The organism is Sandarakinorhabdus cyanobacteriorum, from assembly GCF_002251755.1.
In the GTDB taxonomy this organism is placed as follows: Bacteria; Pseudomonadota; Alphaproteobacteria; order Sphingomonadales; family Sphingomonadaceae; genus Sandarakinorhabdus; species Sandarakinorhabdus cyanobacteriorum.
On sequence record NZ_NOXT01000059.1, the window covers coordinates 1 to 15,402 of the forward strand.

Consider the following 15,402-nt stretch of genomic DNA (forward strand, 5'->3'; position numbering starts at 1 on the left):
ACCGTCATCTTCTGGATCGGCCAATGAGTCCTGAGCCTAGCTAAGCTTCGGGCTCGGACCTGTCCTTCATCTGGCTGAGGCGCGCCATGAAGGCCTTGGCTTCGAGCTGATTGGGTCCATCGCGCGTGGCGAGGCAGGCCATCCTGTCGATCTCGAGCTGTGCGGCAAGACTTGCATCGATATGGCAATAGGGTTTGAGCACGCGGATTGCGTCAACTGCGCGGGGGAGCTCGCCGAAATCGGTTCCGACCCATACGAGTTCGATCTCTTCTCCGTCTTCGTCAGGGGCGCTCAGTACCTGTGCGAAATAGGTCTGAAGCGGTCGGTCCCATCCGACATAGGCACTGGCAGCAGCAATCCCGTCACGAAGCGGTACTTTGTGCCTGCTCATGCGCTCGTTACCTCCCCACCCTTAACTGGGCCGATGCCCCGCGGCGCACTGACATGTCAGCCCCTGAACTCATCAGTAGTCCGCTGGCCGCATCAGCGTGATGACGCGCCGTGTCATCGCTGGATTGGCCGGATCCTCGGACCCGAACGCCAGTTCGGTGTCGTAATAATCGACCTTCATCAGCACTTTGATGCCATCGACATCCATGCTTGCAAAGTCTCGCTCGGGCGAATCCGGGGCGAAGGTGCAATGGCGCAGAGCGGCCATCAACCGAGCCTGGGCCATCATGTTGTCTGCCACGGTGTCGCCGCCGAATTCTGCAAGCAGCCCGGAGGTCATGACGATGCGGGCCGTTCGGTCACGGCCCTGGCGTGCGGCATCATTGAGCAGCGCGATGCGCTCGGTGCGCTGCCGAGCACAAGAGAGGTCGGATGTGTCATGCATTGGAGGTCTCCTCCTGATCCAAGAGACGACGAGCGGACAACCGGACGGCCTCGCGAGCCTCAGCCGGCAGGCTGACAAGCGGACAGCTGAACATTGATCGCGGTCCCGGGGGCGACGGTAATGGCAACCTGCCGGTCCTTGGGAATGACCCACAGGATGCCGGCGAGCGTGTCGCGGATACGCGCCGCAATGGCCTCGTCTTCGCCGAGCAGCACGCGGGCCGCAAGCTCGCGCGCATCGCGCAAGAAGTGCTCGTGCTGGGTGTCCCAGGAGTCGGCCTCGCTGTCGTCGTTCGCGCAGAAACAGACGTTCTCGATCAGATCGACCAGCGTTTCAGGGGTCAGCGCCGGACCCGGAACATAGGCAATGCGGATCTGGTCGATGCCGCTGTACCAGCCATCCTCGCCGACGACGAAGGCGACATCTGCCGAGATCCGTTCCTCGCGCTGCGTTTCGCTGGCGCGGTGGAAGACACAAAACCTCAGCTCGATCGTCTCGGCACGAACATGGTCATCGAGCGGGGGGAAGCTGCCGTTTTCGGCGATGACGTGGTCGCGCTCTCCGGCTGCAACATAGAAGCGCACGTTGCCGAGCTGATGCAGCGCGTCATACCAGCCATAGCCAGCGTATGCGGGATGGTTCTCGACGAGGTGCGGGCGCAAGGGGTGGTCGCGCAGCGCGCGCTCCAGTCCCTGGGCAATATCGGGCTCAAGATCCGTGACAAGGATCGTGTCCGCACCTGCTGCGATTTCTTCATACTCGACATTGACGTTGTCGCTCTCCGCAATGGCAGCATGCCAGCGGGGCAGGCAGGGGTCGGCCTCCGGCAGCGCGACCCCCAGGTCGCGCGCTTCCTTCCAGTTCTCGAAGGAAAGCCGGTGCTGGCCTCTGTGCGCCAGCGCGGCATAGATCGTGCGCTTGCACGCTGCCTGCAGCGCCGCAAAGGCAGCGTTCTCGACGAACTCCTTGCGCGCTGGGAGCACAAGGGCAAGGCCCGGGGTGGCCCCGATATCGAGCCGGGCATGGTAGGTCTTGCCGCCAAGGCTCTCCGAGACGCTGGCAAGCTTGCGGGTGAGCACCATGCCATGGAAGTTCGCGGTGGGGTCCTGGTGGTATTCGCGCCCTGCAAACACGCCGATCTGGCTGCCGTTCCACTCGGCGATGTAGATTGCTTTGGCGAGAAAGTCCTCGCGTGGCATTTCCGTGCCATTGAAGAACACCGGCAGCGGGTAGAACTTCGCGACCTCGCGCAGAATCCGCTCGGTGGTCTGTTCGCTCACGCCGGGCATCAGGAAGCTGATTGTCGTCCCGACGGGGCGAGCAAGGGGCTGCACGGCAATGTCCTGCGCACCGGTCCAGCCATCCGCTGGGACATGGACCGACCATCCGATGTCGGCATCGGTATGACGCGAGCTGATCCGGGTTTCCTTGCCCGCCAGGCTGAAGACACCCATGCCTGCCGGGTCTTCGGCCTCATGGATGTGCTGGCTCCAGCCCGAATCCCCCAGCGCAATCATGGTCTGCGGATCGGCGACCCCGGTTCCATCATCGACAAGGGTCAATCGCGCTCCATCATGATCGGCGCAGCAGGCGATATCGATCCGGGAAGCGCCCGCGCGGCGACTGTTCTGGAGGAGCTCGCCGAGGATATCGCCGATGGTGCCGTTAAAGAGGCGCGTGACTTTGGTGATCGTCTTCGGGCTGACACTGGGTCGGATGACTGTCGGGTTCATGGAAAGGGGTCCTTCATCGCACTGGTTCGCCCCTCCCCTCCCCCTTCCCTTCAGATTGGCGGATCGATGCCTGGCCGGAGCCGGGCGGCCTTCGGCGTGTTCTTCAGCCCACGCGCTTCGGCCGCAGATCCTCGGGCATGGGGATGATCTCGTGCGCCGTATCGCGCAGCGCTGTGACCTCGCCGCGCGCGGCGTAGAGGTCCTTGGCGATCAGCGCGCAGACTTCGGCCTCGCCATAGGTTGGCCGGCCAAGGTGATCGACGCGCTCGACTTGCCGGGCAATCACCCCGACTTTGCCTTCCGGCACCCATTCGGCCCAATCCCCCCAGGCGCTGGTCGTGCAGAATTCGCCGATCGCGGCGATGTAGGCCTTCCGCGTCCGCAAGATCGCGGAGGCATTCTCCTCGACGGCCTCGCCGGTAAAAGCGCTGAAGCGGTCCGGATGCCAACATTTGGCGGTATCGCGGGCAAGCTGCAGTAAGCCCGCGGAGCAGGGGCCCTGCCCAATAAGCTCGCTGGAAAAGGCAAGGATCGGGAGCGACCAATCGCAGTCTTCCTCGTAGGACCCTCCCTCGATCTGTAGCGCCGACGGCATGGCGGCCTGTCTCTGATCGGACAGAACGATGCCGCCGTGGCTGGCGGTCATCACCGACCAAATCCCGGGGCCAAGCTGATCGGCCTGTTGCACAGCGCCCCAGATCGATGTCGATGGGCGCGGCGAGGGAGCAAAGCATGTCATGAGCGAACTCTCCTTCTTCAGGTTCGCTCACATCCTCCCCCTCCCCTTCACGCGAGAATGCGGCGGGCTTCGCTGATAATTGCCTCAGGCGTCACACTGCTGACGGCCATGGATACGACAAGCCCGGCCTGACCGAGACGCTCGCGCTCGATGCTGCGCAGCTCAAGGTAGTCAGGATCATCCGACTGCAGGATCTGGAGCGCGAACTTGCATTCCACCCCGCTATGCTCATCGAGCAGCGCCACGAGGAAATCCGGCCTCGCTGAGCCCGCAGCCAGCGTTATGTCAAAGAGGACCTTCTTGACCGCCATCCTGACACCGAGACGGCGCAGTTCATACTGGGCCTGTTGGAGCGCGCGCAGCACGTCGCGATCGTGTTCACGCTCGGCGGGCACGAACTGGTTCCCGCTGAAGACAGGCTGGGCATAGGCGCGCAGCGCCAGGTATCCTTCGCGCCGACTATGCTCGCCGACGACGGCCAGCACGAGAAAGGGTGGCTCGACCTCGGCCCGGATGATCCCGGTGTGCTGGATGCGATTGCGGATTTCGACAGTTCCGAGCCCCGTCACCACCTCGCTCGATATGACCTCGCTCGCTTCGAGAAGCAGAAAGGCCTGCGGTGCAAACTCGGGCGGCCAGGTCTCGGCCGCAGCCCGCAATCGGGCATGGACGCGCCGTTTCTCGTAATCGATCGCGTTGGTGTAGAGATGATCCGACAGCCGAATGCCCGGCGCGATGTCGAGGCCCTCGGCGGCGCGCTTGAGGTGGCGCATTTCTTCGCTGATCGAGCCTGCGCGCCTGCCACTAGGCGGTAATTCGCGCAGGATATTCGAGCCTGCGCGTTCGAGCAGCAACCAGAGCAGCTTGCCCAGGCGCGGGATAGCGACGCCGCGTGAGCGGTCGTCGGGCTCTATGTCCTCTGGCCTCTGTGCAAGCTTCTCCGGCGCCTTCTGGTGTGCGCTGAACAGGCCTTTCGGAATGCCGATGGCATAGAGCGAATCCTTCATGGTCTCGCGGATGCGCGGTGGTGCCTGCGGCAGATGAAATGGGCAGCCTGAATCGTGGCCTGGCCGTGAAGTAAGACGCCGGAGGTAATAGGTTTCCTGAAAACTGAGATAGGCCGCGCTCATCAGCGGCGGCGGCCGCTCTGCCCCAAGGCAATCGCAGGCGATCCACTTGTGGTTCTCTCGCGCGGTCGAGACCAGTGAGACGCAAGCGCGGTGGTCGGCCTCACTGCCCCGGCCTGTATACCAGCGCACCAGCGCAGCCTTCAGCTCGTCGCTGATGGCGACCCTGCCGGTCTTTCCTGTGGTGTCCTTACCTACCAGCCACATGCATGATGACGCCTTGACCCTGTCGTTTGTTCACGATATGTTCATAATCTGCAGGAGCCTATGAATAATGAACAAGGTCTTTGATATCGGCAAGTTCGACCTCGATGTCACGCTGCGCGACGCGGCACTTGATCCGAATTGCCGCCCAACCAAGCGCATGCTCGCCAATGCCTCGATCGGAGTGGAGCCGTTCGATGCCTACTACTCGGCGCGCGAGCTCTATGAGACCTTGCAGGGCGTGTTTCAGGGACTGCCCAATGCCAAGGCTCGGCTGACGCAGATCCTGTCCTGCCATTGCGATGACTATCAGCGCTGCCTCTACTATGCGCTGGCAGGGCGCGGAGTTGTCCAGATGCTCGACGATCTCGAATGGCTCTTCGAGCTCCTCGGGCCGCGGTGCCAGATGTCGGGGCACATTCTGCGCTCGGGCCAGCACCCTGCACCGATGGTCAACCCTTACGTCTCGTCAGAGCCTGATGGCCCTGTTCCTGCCCGCAACGCCGACTTTACCGAAGGCCCATCGTGGTATCTCGATCCCGGTCTTGGAGGGATGATCGAGGAATAAGCGGCCATCAGTTATTGCGAAGGCCAAGCCGGTCGTCGTCATCAACAAGCGTGATGCGCCCGTCCCAGTCCCACAGGACCAGATTGAGCGCGTCCGCGGGGGCACCCCGGGCGTAGCTCGGGACGACGATGCCGGCATAGCCTTGCGCGATCGCGGCCTCCGCCAGGTCTTGCGTCGGGACCGGCTTGCCTGAGAGCATCCGATCGCGCCACGCCGGGTCGGCAAGCTCAGCCGGTGCGATACCGAAAGGCCGCAATGCAGCCGCATCGCGGCCATCGAGCAACGGTCCGATGTCGGCCTGATAAGCGACGAGCGTGGTGGGCTGGAGGGTGCCAACCTGATTGGCCTCGCGCAGCGCGGTCTCAGGGGCGAGGGAAGTATAGAGCGCGATGCGCCCGATGCGATTGAACCGTCCACCAAACCGGGCCGCCCCCTCCCCTGAGAGGGGTTCGCGGGACCAAACCGGATTGTGGGCGCGGTAGAGCAGCCCGGTAAAGTGCATTGGACTAGGCGTGGACGCCGGCGTCGACCGCGTCGATATAGGTCAGCACGTCGTCGGCCCGGTTGCTTTGCACCAGCTGCATGGCGGTCTGGCCCGAGAAGCCGGGCAGCGGTTCCGAGCGGTACCAGGCATAGGCCAGCAGCGCCGAGCCAAAGCGCGGCTCGACCTTGTTGAGCACCTCGACCATCTGGCGAAGGCGGCGCTGGGTACGATCGGACGCGATCCGGTCTTTGCGCTGGATCGCGTCCTTGCCGAGGCCCAGCGAGCGTGCGAGTTCGTCGCTGGTGGTCCGCAGCGCGTCGACGATCTTGCGCGGAGCAAACGCTCCGTTGTCAGCGTAGTTTTGAATCGCCATTGCACTTTCCCATGAATTCTGACGCGATATAGCGTCAATCTTTGCGGTAATCAAGGTTTGCTGTGCCAGACTCAGTAGGTGTTCCGGTTCTGCCGCAGAGGTTACCCGCTCTTACAAAACCACGACCTGCAATTCGATCGCACCGGGAAGGCCCTCTTCTGCAGGCAGAACGCAGAAGGGCTGGAGCTTGCTGTTCGTCCGCACCACGGCATGGCTCTGCCCGGAATTTGCTGTCATCCGGATGGCGAGGCGCTCGGCATTGGCGCGTCCGCACAGGATCGCCCTTCTGGGATCGAGGCTCTGAAGCAGCATGGTCAACTCCCGAGCGTTACGGCGTTGCCGGGAAGAATGTGCGCGGCGCACGCTTGGGGGGCACGACTTCGAACCGGCGCTCCATCAATCTGCTGATGCGGAACCGGCCTCGCCCATCGGGCGTGCTGAGTTCAATCTTCGCGCCGCGCTTTGTCACCCTGAATTCCGCGTGTTCGCTCCCGTCGGTGAACTGCATGGGTTCAGGCAGCCGGATCATGTCGCCATCGGCGATCTTGCGTTCCTTCAGCCGCAGCTGCCGGTAGCACCGGTTGCGCCAGTCGAGGGCATAAGGGTGACTGGTTGGCCCGAGTTCCTCGAGGATACTTCTGGGACACCCAGCCTCCACCGGCCCGGAGTTTTCATCCATGTCCTTATAACCGAACAGGAGGCCGTCTGCGGCCTTGGGGTTCCAGCGGACAAAACAGATCACCGCGGAGATGGCGTGGGTCTGGTTGTTCGGTCCATAGCGCTGGACAGCCGCGTAATAGGCCCCGGTTGTGGACACGCTTCTGATGACCCGGCATCCTTCGAAGGTGCCGGTTTCTTCATTCTCGCGCTCCCATGTGAGCTGATTGTCGAGATAGGCCTTGGGAGTGTCGAAGCCACCCATTCCGGCACGGTGCATGTAAAGCCAGCCCATGTGCGTTCTCCTTCAGATAAGCCCCGGCTGAACCGGAGGTGCGATCTTCAATTCGCGCGCGATCCGCGCCGTGAGTGCGGGAATGTCTGCAAGGGCGGTGATCGGCGCTTTGCGCATCACCGCGCCAGGCGGTTTCCAGAACGGGTTGCGCCAGGCGAGACCTGGCTCGCCGAACCTTTCCGGGCTGATCCGGACGTAGATCCCGTCGGCTTCCAGCACATGCTCGCCCGCGAGCTGTTCCTGTGAGGTGTAATAGCTGATGCGGTAATCGGCGTGCTCGAGCCCGATCCCTGCTGCGATCTGACGGAGCGCGCGCGTGCCCTCGCGCCGATAGTGGCGCAGCTCTTCGGGACGATAGTCGATCCCGCGCTTGACCAGCGCAATGATCGCCGGTCGGTGCTTGAGCTCGGCAAGGCGTTCGATGCACTGGGACCGCAGCGCCTGGTCGTCTGCCTCACATTCGGTTGGCCTTCCGTCGGCAATCCGCTGAAGGTGGCGGGTGAGGAGCAGCACTGCTGGGCAGTTTGCAGCCTGCCGGCCTGCAAGGCGGACATCATCGACGGCCTCGTTCAATGCTCGCAGCGCATTCTCGAAGGTTGTCAGTCCATCAGGCTGGAGTGCGCGGCGGTAACGGTAATCGATGTCGCAGGACATGAGGCTTCCTTTCCATTGCAAGATGCAATGGCCCCATCCCCCTTCCCTCAATGCAGGCTGCGACGATGTTCGCTTAGGCCCTGCAGCGGCAACGGCTCGTAGATCATCGGTCGTAGGAGCGTGTTTGGCGCAATCTGTTCGAGGATTCGCGCAACTGCCGAGACGGCAACGCCCGCCTCGGTTGTCTGGATGATGAGCGTTGGGCCTTGACCCGGAGCTGTGCCAAGCGACCAACCGGCGTCCTCCTTGCCGAGAAGACCGTCCAGCACCTGGCGTGGATCCCTCTGGGGAAACAGGCCTGCGATATACTCAGCCAGCACACCGCCAATGGGCGCCCTCCCCCGGCCTGCAACATCGCCGGCGTAACGGTGAAGCTGGGTGAGGCGAACGACCTCCTCGGGGGTTGGCTCAAGCACAAGCCGGAACTGGCGCCGTTTCATCGGCTTCCTCCCCTTCATCCTCGACAGGTTCGCTCTGGTAGCCCGAATAGGCCGCAAGATGGTTGAATGCCTGATCGGCCTTCGCGGCCGCGGTGATGATCGCCGTCTTGTCCGCCTTGAGGATCTCCAGCCAGTGCGAGACATAACTGGCATGGCTTTCGTGGAGGTCTGCCGGAAGGCCCAATTCATAACAAATCCGGGCACTCACCTGCTCGGCTACCAGCTCCTCGAACGCATAAGCCTTGTCGCCAAAACGCTTGCCAAATTCGCGGGCGAGCCGCGAGGCATGGCCAGACCAATGCCCAAGTTCGTGCGCTTTCGTGGCCACGAACCCGTCTTCGGTGTTGAAGACATTGGGGTGCGGAAGCTGAATATAATCAGCGCCCGGCGAGTAGAACGCCCGGTCCCCGCCGAGGCGTATGTCAGCCGGGATGGGTGCGAAGAAGCGCTCGATGGCAGCGGCCTTCTGCGAGGGCGTTGGCGGCGCTTCAGGCACCGGGTTCGGATAGAAATGGGGCGGAAGGCCATCGATCTGCGAGGCGTTGAACACGCTGTAGGCGCGCATGAAGCGGATGGTTTTCGACGATTCCTCACCGGTTGCATGGTCGATTGCAGTCTTCTTCGTGCTGTTGAAGTAGATGCTCGGCTCGGCGGTCTCGCCCTTGCGGACCTGTCCGCCAAGCTCGATGGCCTGGCGCCAGGTCATCCAGTAGCGTGAGCCATATCCATAGTGATCGGCGACCGCCCAAAGATAGAGGCGGTTGATCCCTGTGTAAGGGACGCCTGCAGCGCGCAGCGGCGCTCCGCCCATCCCGGTCTTCTTCCAGGGACGGCGCCAGGGCAGCGTTCCGGCCTCGATTGTGTTGATGATCAGATTGGTGATTTCCTGCGCGACGTCGCGCTTGGGTCTTTGGCGCATTGGCCTGCTCCTCAACAAAAAGAGGCCCGGCTCACTCAGGCGAGTGGCCGGGCCAGGTCATCAGGAGGGGTGATTGACCGCCTCAGGCGGCTACCGCCGCTTCTTCACAGGCGACTTCAGGTTCATGGTCATCGATCAGCTCTTCGGCCTCGCTGTCGGCTTCACCGTCATCGCCATCGCAGACGTCGGCGACAGGGTCGCTTTCGTCGGTGTCCGGGATGACCGGATCAGCGGGATTGGCACCAATCGTGAACTTCATGCCTTCAGGCAACCAGGCCAACGCTGCTTCCTTGACGTCCTGTTCAACGATCGCCTTGCCGGCGAAGATCGTCTCGCAGGTCTTGGCAAGGTCAGCTTTCTTCGAGGCGGCATAACGCGCCGCAAGATCGCTGCCGCCGACTTCGGTCAGCGCGGCAAGACACGAGGTCTTGCTGACTCGGTCGAAGAAATTCTCGGCTGTCGGCCGCCACATCGCTGCAACGTCGATGTCGAGCATACTGCCGATGACAGCATGGATCGGATGGTATTCCGAACCATAGCCCTTCTTGGCTTCGAGCGAGATGGCCACCGCATAGGCGAGCCACGCCGCCTTGGCTTCGTCGGCAAGTTCGCGGAAGGCAATGAAGCGCTGGGCTGCACAGCTATGTTCCTGCCAGGCCGTGTCGAGCGCGTTTTCGGCCTCGGCGAGAATCCCTTCGGCTGTGGACTGCGAAAGCTCTCCGGTCGCAGGATCGTTGGGTCGTCCGCCCTTGATCGAGGTGCCCCGGCTTTCATAGCTGCGGCTGTCAGCCAGCGCGAAGATGGCGAAGTCAAGCGCGAGCCCGGCATCGCTGAGGAGGGATGCCGACAGGATATTGCGGCGCTGAACCGAAAGCTCGTCGAACAGGCGGGCGCTGATCGGCTTCTCCGTGCCCGGCGCAACTGCCTCGGGCCTGGAAGGTGCAGCGCTGCCTCGCTTGGTGGAACCTGGGACCGGCTCTTCGGCCGTCGCTGTCACTTTGCCATTCTCATCGGTCTCGAACGACAGGCGCTTTTCGCTGTAGTAATCGGCCTCGAGGACCATTTCGCCGCGGGTGGTGAGAACCAGGAACCGTCCGGCCTCACTGCGCCATTCTTCGGGCAGTTCGCGCACCGGGTTATTGAGCTCGCTGCGCTCAGCATCGAGATCCTCATACTCGGCCTCGAGCTGCCCAAAATCGGCCTCACCGCCTTCATGGCCTTCGTCGATGATCTCGCTGATTTCTTCCATGCGGGCATCGATCGCGTCAATTCGGGCTCGTGCTTCTTCGGAGAGCGGCGCGGGCGGCAGCCGGACAGCATTGACGCCCATTTCGCTGCGCGCCTGCCATGAATTGGTCGACGCCACTGGGCTGATCCAGGCAAGGCCAGTTTCAGCAGCAATGCGCTGGGCTTCGGTCTCCATCTTCTCGGCCGCAAGCCTGTGGGCGATCTCGATGTCGATCCAGCGATCATCTGCCGCTTCGCTGAAGAGGTCGCGTTCGATCTTGCCGCCGGCGGCCACATAGGCATCTTCGCCGATCAGCAGCGCGATTGGGTCATTGCCGCGCATGGAACCGCTCGCCACCATCCGCCGGATGGCATCGGCGCTTGGGTTGTAGGCGTAGCGCATCTGCTCAAAGACCCGCAGTTGCACCTCGTGCTGATCGGTCGCGGCGTAAGCCTTGGCGATCTCGAGGGTGACATCGCCCTTGGCGAGTGCCTCGAAAATCGGCTCGGCGAGGTTGGCAAGTCGCAGACGGCCTTCCACGAAGCGCTGGGTCAGGCCAAAGCGTTTGGCGACCGCGGCCACATCGCTGCCTTCCTTGATGAAGTGCTGGAAGGCGCGGCATTCTTCAGCTGGTGACATCCCGACGCGCTGGAAGTTCTCAGCCAGCGAGGCCTCGCCAGCTTCCTCTTCGCTGCCCTCAAGCAGCTTGCATTCGATCTCGGTATCGGGGTCCCACGCTCCGCGCGCGACAATCATCTCGATGGCCCGCAACCGGCGGCCACCGGCGATCACGGCAAACTTGCCGCGCTTCTTGCTCTTGGTGACCAGCAGGTTCTGCAAAAGGCCGCGTGCTTCGATGTCGGCGGATAGCTGGATATCGTCTTCTTCGCTGCGCGTTTTGCGCACGTTGGCATCGCTCAGATAGAGCCGGGAAAAGGGAATAAGCATCGTCGTCACTCCTGATGTGCACCCGGCAATCACCCGGGCACACATCCCCTCCCCCTCCCCTTCTGATCTGCGTTTCACGCAGACCTCAGGGTTAGTCGTTGTCGCCGCGCGAATGGAAAGCGTGGCATGCTCCGGATTTGGAGCGCGCGGCTCGTCGGAGGTCAGAATGCCGCAATGGTTGGATGCTCATGGTGAGGCGATCCTGGGATCGCCACAATTCGCAGCCCGAGCAGACCGATTCGGGTGCCGACCGCGGCTCAACCGCTCGCGACTACCAGACTAGCCTGATAGTTCGGCCCGAAGCGGACATGCCGCTTCCGGGATGGCGCATCGGCCCAGCTCATGACCGGGAATGGGTGGATAGCGGAAGGGTGGGATCGGGAAAACGCGGATCAGCCGGAGAGCTCCCAATCCGCCGGGAATGCGGCATTGAATCGCTTTGCCCCGTTCGGAGTGAACGTCAGCGCCCGTGTCGTTTCGTGAGAGACGACCCAGCGATGTGCAATCATATGGTCGAGGAGCGCCCTTCCGAGACTCCCTGCCAGATGCGTCTTGCGCTCACTCCAATCGAGGCACTCCCGGCACAGCGGGGTCCGGCGCGCGACAAGTTCAGGGACGTCAATTCCCAGACCTTCAGCGAAAAGATAGCCATCCGGAGAAAGGGTCAGACCAGCATCTGCGATGGTCAGATATCCCCGCCTGATCAGGCTTTCATACATCTGGACGCCGGACGTCCCTGCCAGGTGATTGTAGCAGCGTCGTGCGAAGCGCAGCGCCTCGTCGCGAGGCCCGGTTCGGGTTCGCGGCATGCCCCGATCAGCCGAGAGGCACATCAACGCTTCAATGGTCTGCGCCACCTGGGGTGATGCGAGCGCGAAATATCGATGCCGCCCCTGCTTGCGCGGAACCACCAGATTACCATCGCGCAATTTCGCCAGATGGGTGCTGGTGGTTTGCAGCGTCACCCCGGCCTCTTCCGCAAGTTCCGATACGGTGAGGGCCTTTCCTCCCATCAGCGCGGTTAGAATGTTGGCGCGTGCCGGGTCGCCGATCAGTGCGGCAATGTGAGCGACAAGAGGCCCGTCTTTCATAGTTCGACCATAACCGAAGCATTTGCGTATCGCAATGCGTTACCCGTCGATCATCGCTAGCCAAGGATTGCCCATGATCACCTGCTTTATCCGTTACGAAATCGACCCGTTCAAAATGGACGCTTTCACCGAATATGCCCGCAACTGGGGAGAGGCGATCCCGCGATGCGGTGCCAACCTCATCGGCTATTTTGCGCCTCACGAAGGCTCGGCCACCACGGCATATGGCGTCTATAGCATCGGCAGCCTCGCGGCCTATGAAGCCTATCGCGAGCGCCTGCGCAACGATCCTCTGGGGCGATCCAACTACGAATTTGCCAAGAGGGAGCAATTCATCCGGCGAGAGGATCGGATATTCTGCAGATTGGCCTCGGCCCCGCACGGTGGGCTGATCCAGCGATGATTGCTGTCCTGTTCGAAGTGTGGCCAGCGGAAGGTGCGACGCAACATTATCTCGATCTGGCAGCCGCCTTGCGCGATGAATTGTGCCGGCTCGACGGCTTTGTCTCGATCGAGCGGTTCACGAGCCTCTCCGATCCGGACAAGCTCCTGTCGCTGTCCTTTTTCAGGGACGAAGAAGCGGTTGCGACATGGCGCGCTTCGGCACGACACCGCTCAACGCAGACCAGGGGCCGTAACGGGGTGTTCGCCGATTATCGGCTGAGGGTAGCCCATGTCGTGCGCGACTATGGGATGACAGATCGCCTGCAGGCGCCCCATGACAGCCGCGCTGCACATGACTAGCGCACAGAGCAATCGCCAATCGAGTGCGAGGAGCAAGTGAATGGGCAAATCCCAGACCGTCGAAGAGTTTCTGAGCGCGCTGTCCCATCGGCGAATCGACGACATTCGCGCATTGCGGCGGATATTGTTGGGTGTCGATCCGGGCGTTTCGGAGCGCATCAAGTGGAACGCGCCCAGCTTCTGCTGGGCGGGCGATGATCGCATCACCATGCGATTGCACCCCGGCGATCGCCTGGAGCTGATTCTGCACCGAGGCGTCAAAACGAAAGATGCATCGACATTCCGGTTTGTCGATCCGACCGGACGGATCGAATGGGCAGCTCCCGACCGCGGCGTGGTGCGTATCAATGATCCCGAGGCGGACATCGAAGAGCTCGTCGCGCTGGCAAAGGCCTGGTTTGCTGCCACGGCGTAGCGATTGCGCTGCGCACCATTTAATGGACTGGATGGGTGGTAGAAAACTGTCCGCTTAGGGGTCGGTTGCTGAATGGCGGCTGCTGGCGAGAAACGTGCAGAAGCTGACTGGCAGGTTCCGTCACCATAAGCCGAACGGCAGGAAGCTGCCTTCGTTGAAAAAAATCTGCCGTTCGGGAAACGACCCCATATCTATCGTTCGGAAGCGCTTGCCGATCAACCTCAAGCGGACGTAGACAGTCCCCATGGGAAAACGCTGTCTCTTGATTGTCGATGTCCAAGAGGGCCTGTTTGCGACGCCTCGCTACGATGCGGATCAGATCGTAAGGCGCCTCAATGAACTTGCTGACAGGTTCCGCGCCAGTGGTGATCCGGTGGTCTTCGTTCAACACTGTGGCCCGGAAGGTGATCCACTTCATCCTTCTCAGGCCGGTCATGCCCTTTATTCGGCTCTCGAACCGAGACCAGAAGATGTCCGCATTGCAAAAAAATCTTGCGACGCCTTTCTGGAGACAGATCTGCTTGCACTTCTCAAGGAATGGGGCGTGACCAAGCTAGTCATAAGTGGATTTGCTACAGAATTTTGTGTCGACACGACGATTCGAAGCGCATTGGCGCTAGGTTTTGAAACCGTGGTTCCCGCAGACGGCCACACAACCGCAGACCGCGAGCATATGCCGGCAGCCAAGGTCATTGAGCATCATAATGCGACCTGGCCCTGGCTCGTTACACCAGTAGGTGGAGCTACGATGACGAGATGCGCTGAAATTTTGTAAGCCCTTCTGCTGGGCTTCATGCCTCAAGAGCAGCCCATCAGCTTTCCACCCACGACCTGCCATGAGCCGGGCCTACGCGCGATCCCGAAAGCGGCACGGCGGCTCGACGCCGGTCGCGAAAAATTCCTGCCCTTCAGCAACCGACCCCAAGGTAGACCTTCGATTTCGATCGGCAACTTCCTGAAAGCGGCCGCGCATTCACCCGGTTGACTAACCTCGGCATGGAAGTCGCTTGCCCACACGCGAACACTCAGGTTAACTCACATCCATGGTCGAGAGTCTCGAAGCTCTGCAGTCACGTCTGCTCGAGACGACCAGCGTCGAGCTGAAGTGGCAGGCACTACGCGACTTCTACGGGCGCATGGGTGCAGACCAGATCAATTACGGCATCATCGATACATTCGTGTCGGATCGTTTCACTGCACCAGTGCGGTTTCTCTCGACGATGGATCCGACCTGGCTGGACTACTACGGCGAAAAGCGGCTCGACATCCATGATCCGCACGTCGAATTCGTGCGGCAGGGCAATCTTGTCCCCTACGTATGGGGGGAGAGCGTTCTGGGGCGGCTCGATCATCGGGAACAGCGCGAAGCGGTCGCCCAAACTGTGGAAGCTGGCTTGCGTTCCCAGCTTTCGGTGACCTTGCCTGATCCGCTCGGGGGCGGGCAACCGGTAGGCGGGCTTACAATCGGGTCGTCCCTCGCCGAGCGAGACTATTTCAACGCGATTAGGGGCCACGAGGCAATCATGATTGTTGCCGGACTGCTGTTCCACCATCACTGCATCGGGGAAATCCGGCGCAGCCACGTGGGGGCCAAACCCTTGTCTGCGCGCGAAAGGGACTGCATGGCATTGCTGGCGCAGGGCCTGAGAGTGACGCGCATTGCCGAAAAACTGCGCCTCTCCGAAGCGACGGTCGAGCTCCATCTCCACCGGGCACGTCGCAAGTTGGGGGCAGCGACGACCGCGCAGGCTGTTGCCAGGGCCCTGATGTTTGGAGACATCGCCAGCTAGCCAGCATCCGTCGGTTGGTGCGCCGATGACTTTGTGGTTCGCAGCGAATCTGGGCGTTTCAGCAGCGAGTAGCGCTACTTACACGATCCGCAGTGACGGCTCCGATCTAAGGATTTCCCTAGGCTCAGGACCTATTAAATCGCTTGCACGAGCGTCAA

The 15,402-nt window shown here is 61.9% G+C and carries 20 protein-coding genes; 6 read left to right on the plus strand and 14 right to left on the minus strand.

Features of this window, described 5'->3' with window-relative positions:
* Positions 1-40: 40 nt before the first annotated feature.
* The 5 genes from CHU93_RS01715 to CHU93_RS01735 all read right to left on the minus strand — a co-directional run bounded on the left by CHU93_RS01715 (position 41) and on the right by CHU93_RS01735 (position 4,641).
* Positions 41-391 (minus strand): hypothetical protein, encoded by a 351-nt coding sequence (locus CHU93_RS01715; RefSeq protein WP_094472481.1) that lies wholly within the window; start codon positions 389-391, stop codon positions 41-43.
* 72 nt (positions 392-463) lie between these two features.
* Positions 464-835: a DUF3768 domain-containing protein gene (locus CHU93_RS01720; protein ID WP_094472482.1), complete on the minus strand. Its 372-nt coding sequence runs from the start codon at positions 833-835 to the stop codon at positions 464-466.
* Positions 836-894: 59 nt separating this feature from the next.
* A complete protein-coding gene (locus CHU93_RS01725) occupies positions 895-2,568 on the minus strand; it encodes a hypothetical protein (RefSeq protein WP_094472483.1) in 1,674 nt (557 codons plus the stop codon).
* A 103-nt stretch (positions 2,569-2,671) separates the two neighbouring features.
* Positions 2,672-3,307 (minus strand): DUF7007 domain-containing protein, encoded by a 636-nt coding sequence (locus CHU93_RS01730; protein WP_423825883.1) that lies wholly within the window; start codon positions 3,305-3,307, stop codon positions 2,672-2,674.
* A 47-nt stretch (positions 3,308-3,354) separates the two neighbouring features.
* Complete coding sequence (locus tag CHU93_RS01735; RefSeq protein ID WP_094472485.1) at positions 3,355-4,641, minus strand: hypothetical protein; 1,287 nt, start codon at positions 4,639-4,641, stop codon at positions 3,355-3,357.
* A gap of 67 nt (positions 4,642-4,708) precedes the next feature.
* On the opposite strand from CHU93_RS01735, the gene CHU93_RS01740 reads away from it, so the two are divergent.
* The gene (locus CHU93_RS01740; protein ID WP_058803380.1) at positions 4,709-5,206 is read left to right on the plus strand and encodes a hypothetical protein; all 498 of its coding nucleotides are present in this window, start codon (positions 4,709-4,711) and stop codon (positions 5,204-5,206) included.
* A 7-nt stretch (positions 5,207-5,213) separates the two neighbouring features.
* Here the strand turns inward: CHU93_RS01740 and CHU93_RS01745 are convergent, their stop codons facing one another.
* From CHU93_RS01745 to CHU93_RS01785, 9 genes are all read right to left on the minus strand, one after another.
* Positions 5,214-5,708 (minus strand): RES family NAD+ phosphorylase, encoded by a 495-nt coding sequence (locus CHU93_RS01745; protein WP_069052198.1) that lies wholly within the window; start codon positions 5,706-5,708, stop codon positions 5,214-5,216.
* A 4-nt stretch (positions 5,709-5,712) separates the two neighbouring features.
* Positions 5,713-6,063, minus strand: a complete 351-nt coding sequence (locus tag CHU93_RS01750; RefSeq protein ID WP_054590611.1) for an antitoxin Xre/MbcA/ParS toxin-binding domain-containing protein — start codon at positions 6,061-6,063, stop codon at positions 5,713-5,715.
* A 111-nt stretch (positions 6,064-6,174) separates the two neighbouring features.
* Positions 6,175-6,375, minus strand: coding sequence for a hypothetical protein (locus tag CHU93_RS01755; RefSeq protein ID WP_094472486.1), 201 nt, complete (start codon positions 6,373-6,375; stop codon positions 6,175-6,177).
* 16 nt (positions 6,376-6,391) lie between these two features.
* On the minus strand, positions 6,392-7,015 hold the full coding sequence (locus tag CHU93_RS01760) for a DUF6927 domain-containing protein (protein WP_094472487.1): 624 nt from the start codon (positions 7,013-7,015) through the stop codon (positions 6,392-6,394).
* 12 nt (positions 7,016-7,027) lie between these two features.
* Entirely contained in the window at positions 7,028-7,669 is a 642-nt protein-coding gene (locus CHU93_RS01765; protein WP_094472488.1) for a hypothetical protein, read from the minus strand.
* A gap of 47 nt (positions 7,670-7,716) precedes the next feature.
* On the minus strand, positions 7,717-8,109 hold the full coding sequence (locus CHU93_RS01770; protein WP_094472489.1) for a hypothetical protein: 393 nt from the start codon (positions 8,107-8,109) through the stop codon (positions 7,717-7,719).
* Positions 8,078-9,028 carry an ArdC family protein gene (locus tag CHU93_RS01775; RefSeq protein ID WP_094472490.1) on the minus strand — a complete coding sequence of 317 codons (951 nt, stop codon included), beginning with the start codon at positions 9,026-9,028 and terminating at the stop codon, positions 8,078-8,080. The genes CHU93_RS01770 and CHU93_RS01775 overlap by 32 nt, the downstream gene beginning before the upstream one ends.
* 82 nt (positions 9,029-9,110) lie before the next feature.
* Entirely contained in the window at positions 9,111-11,204 is a 2,094-nt protein-coding gene (locus tag CHU93_RS01780) for a ParB/RepB/Spo0J family partition protein (protein ID WP_165768560.1), read from the minus strand.
* Positions 11,205-11,596: 392 nt separating this feature from the next.
* Entirely contained in the window at positions 11,597-12,295 is a 699-nt protein-coding gene (locus tag CHU93_RS01785; RefSeq protein WP_094472492.1) for an ArsR/SmtB family transcription factor, read from the minus strand.
* Between the two features lie 73 nt (positions 12,296-12,368).
* Here CHU93_RS01785 and CHU93_RS01790 point away from each other — a divergent pair, with 73 nt between their 5' ends.
* The 5 genes from CHU93_RS01790 (at position 12,369) to CHU93_RS01810 (ending at position 15,244) form a co-directional block, all read left to right on the plus strand.
* Positions 12,369-12,698: an NIPSNAP family protein gene (locus CHU93_RS01790; protein ID WP_094472493.1), complete on the plus strand. Its 330-nt coding sequence runs from the start codon at positions 12,369-12,371 to the stop codon at positions 12,696-12,698.
* Entirely contained in the window at positions 12,695-13,039 is a 345-nt protein-coding gene (locus tag CHU93_RS01795) for an antibiotic biosynthesis monooxygenase family protein (protein WP_094472494.1), read from the plus strand. The genes CHU93_RS01790 and CHU93_RS01795 overlap by 4 nt, the downstream gene beginning before the upstream one ends.
* Positions 13,040-13,079: 40 nt before the next feature.
* On the plus strand, positions 13,080-13,454 hold the full coding sequence (locus CHU93_RS01800; RefSeq protein ID WP_094472495.1) for a DUF1801 domain-containing protein: 375 nt from the start codon (positions 13,080-13,082) through the stop codon (positions 13,452-13,454).
* Between the two features lie 244 nt (positions 13,455-13,698).
* Positions 13,699-14,229 (plus strand): cysteine hydrolase family protein, encoded by a 531-nt coding sequence (locus CHU93_RS01805; RefSeq protein WP_094472496.1) that lies wholly within the window; start codon positions 13,699-13,701, stop codon positions 14,227-14,229.
* A gap of 268 nt (positions 14,230-14,497) precedes the next feature.
* Positions 14,498-15,244 (plus strand): helix-turn-helix transcriptional regulator, encoded by a 747-nt coding sequence (locus CHU93_RS01810; RefSeq protein ID WP_094472497.1) that lies wholly within the window; start codon positions 14,498-14,500, stop codon positions 15,242-15,244.
* Positions 15,245-15,402: the final 158 nt, after the last annotated feature.

Coding starts and splice junctions, on each gene's coding strand:
- CHU93_RS01725 (WP_094472483.1), bottom strand. CDS start 2,568: ATGAACCCGACAGTCATCCGACCCAGTGTCAGCCCGAAGACGATCACC.
- CHU93_RS01805 (WP_094472496.1), top strand. CDS start 13,699: ATGGGAAAACGCTGTCTCTTGATTGTCGATGTCCAAGAGGGCCTGTTT.
- CHU93_RS01780 (WP_165768560.1), bottom strand. CDS start 11,204: ATGCTTATTCCCTTTTCCCGGCTCTATCTGAGCGATGCCAACGTGCGC.
- CHU93_RS01745 (WP_069052198.1), bottom strand. CDS start 5,708: ATGCACTTTACCGGGCTGCTCTACCGCGCCCACAATCCGGTTTGGTCC.
- CHU93_RS01785 (WP_094472492.1), bottom strand. CDS start 12,295: ATGAAAGACGGGCCTCTTGTCGCTCACATTGCCGCACTGATCGGCGAC.
- CHU93_RS01715 (WP_094472481.1), bottom strand. CDS start 391: ATGAGCAGGCACAAAGTACCGCTTCGTGACGGGATTGCTGCTGCCAGT.
- CHU93_RS01735 (WP_094472485.1), bottom strand. CDS start 4,641: ATGTGGCTGGTAGGTAAGGACACCACAGGAAAGACCGGCAGGGTCGCC.
- CHU93_RS01775 (WP_094472490.1), bottom strand. CDS start 9,028: ATGCGCCAAAGACCCAAGCGCGACGTCGCGCAGGAAATCACCAATCTG.
- CHU93_RS01755 (WP_094472486.1), bottom strand. CDS start 6,375: ATGCTGCTTCAGAGCCTCGATCCCAGAAGGGCGATCCTGTGCGGACGC.
- CHU93_RS01720 (WP_094472482.1), bottom strand. CDS start 835: ATGCATGACACATCCGACCTCTCTTGTGCTCGGCAGCGCACCGAGCGC.
- CHU93_RS01765 (WP_094472488.1), bottom strand. CDS start 7,669: ATGTCCTGCGACATCGATTACCGTTACCGCCGCGCACTCCAGCCTGAT.
- CHU93_RS01795 (WP_094472494.1), top strand. CDS start 12,695: ATGATTGCTGTCCTGTTCGAAGTGTGGCCAGCGGAAGGTGCGACGCAA.
- CHU93_RS01770 (WP_094472489.1), bottom strand. CDS start 8,109: ATGAAACGGCGCCAGTTCCGGCTTGTGCTTGAGCCAACCCCCGAGGAG.
- CHU93_RS01760 (WP_094472487.1), bottom strand. CDS start 7,015: ATGGGCTGGCTTTACATGCACCGTGCCGGAATGGGTGGCTTCGACACT.
- CHU93_RS01750 (WP_054590611.1), bottom strand. CDS start 6,063: ATGGCGATTCAAAACTACGCTGACAACGGAGCGTTTGCTCCGCGCAAG.
- CHU93_RS01740 (WP_058803380.1), top strand. CDS start 4,709: ATGAACAAGGTCTTTGATATCGGCAAGTTCGACCTCGATGTCACGCTG.
- CHU93_RS01810 (WP_094472497.1), top strand. CDS start 14,498: ATGGTCGAGAGTCTCGAAGCTCTGCAGTCACGTCTGCTCGAGACGACC.
- CHU93_RS01790 (WP_094472493.1), top strand. CDS start 12,369: ATGATCACCTGCTTTATCCGTTACGAAATCGACCCGTTCAAAATGGAC.
- CHU93_RS01730 (WP_423825883.1), bottom strand. CDS start 3,307: ATGACATGCTTTGCTCCCTCGCCGCGCCCATCGACATCGATCTGGGGC.
- CHU93_RS01800 (WP_094472495.1), top strand. CDS start 13,080: ATGGGCAAATCCCAGACCGTCGAAGAGTTTCTGAGCGCGCTGTCCCAT.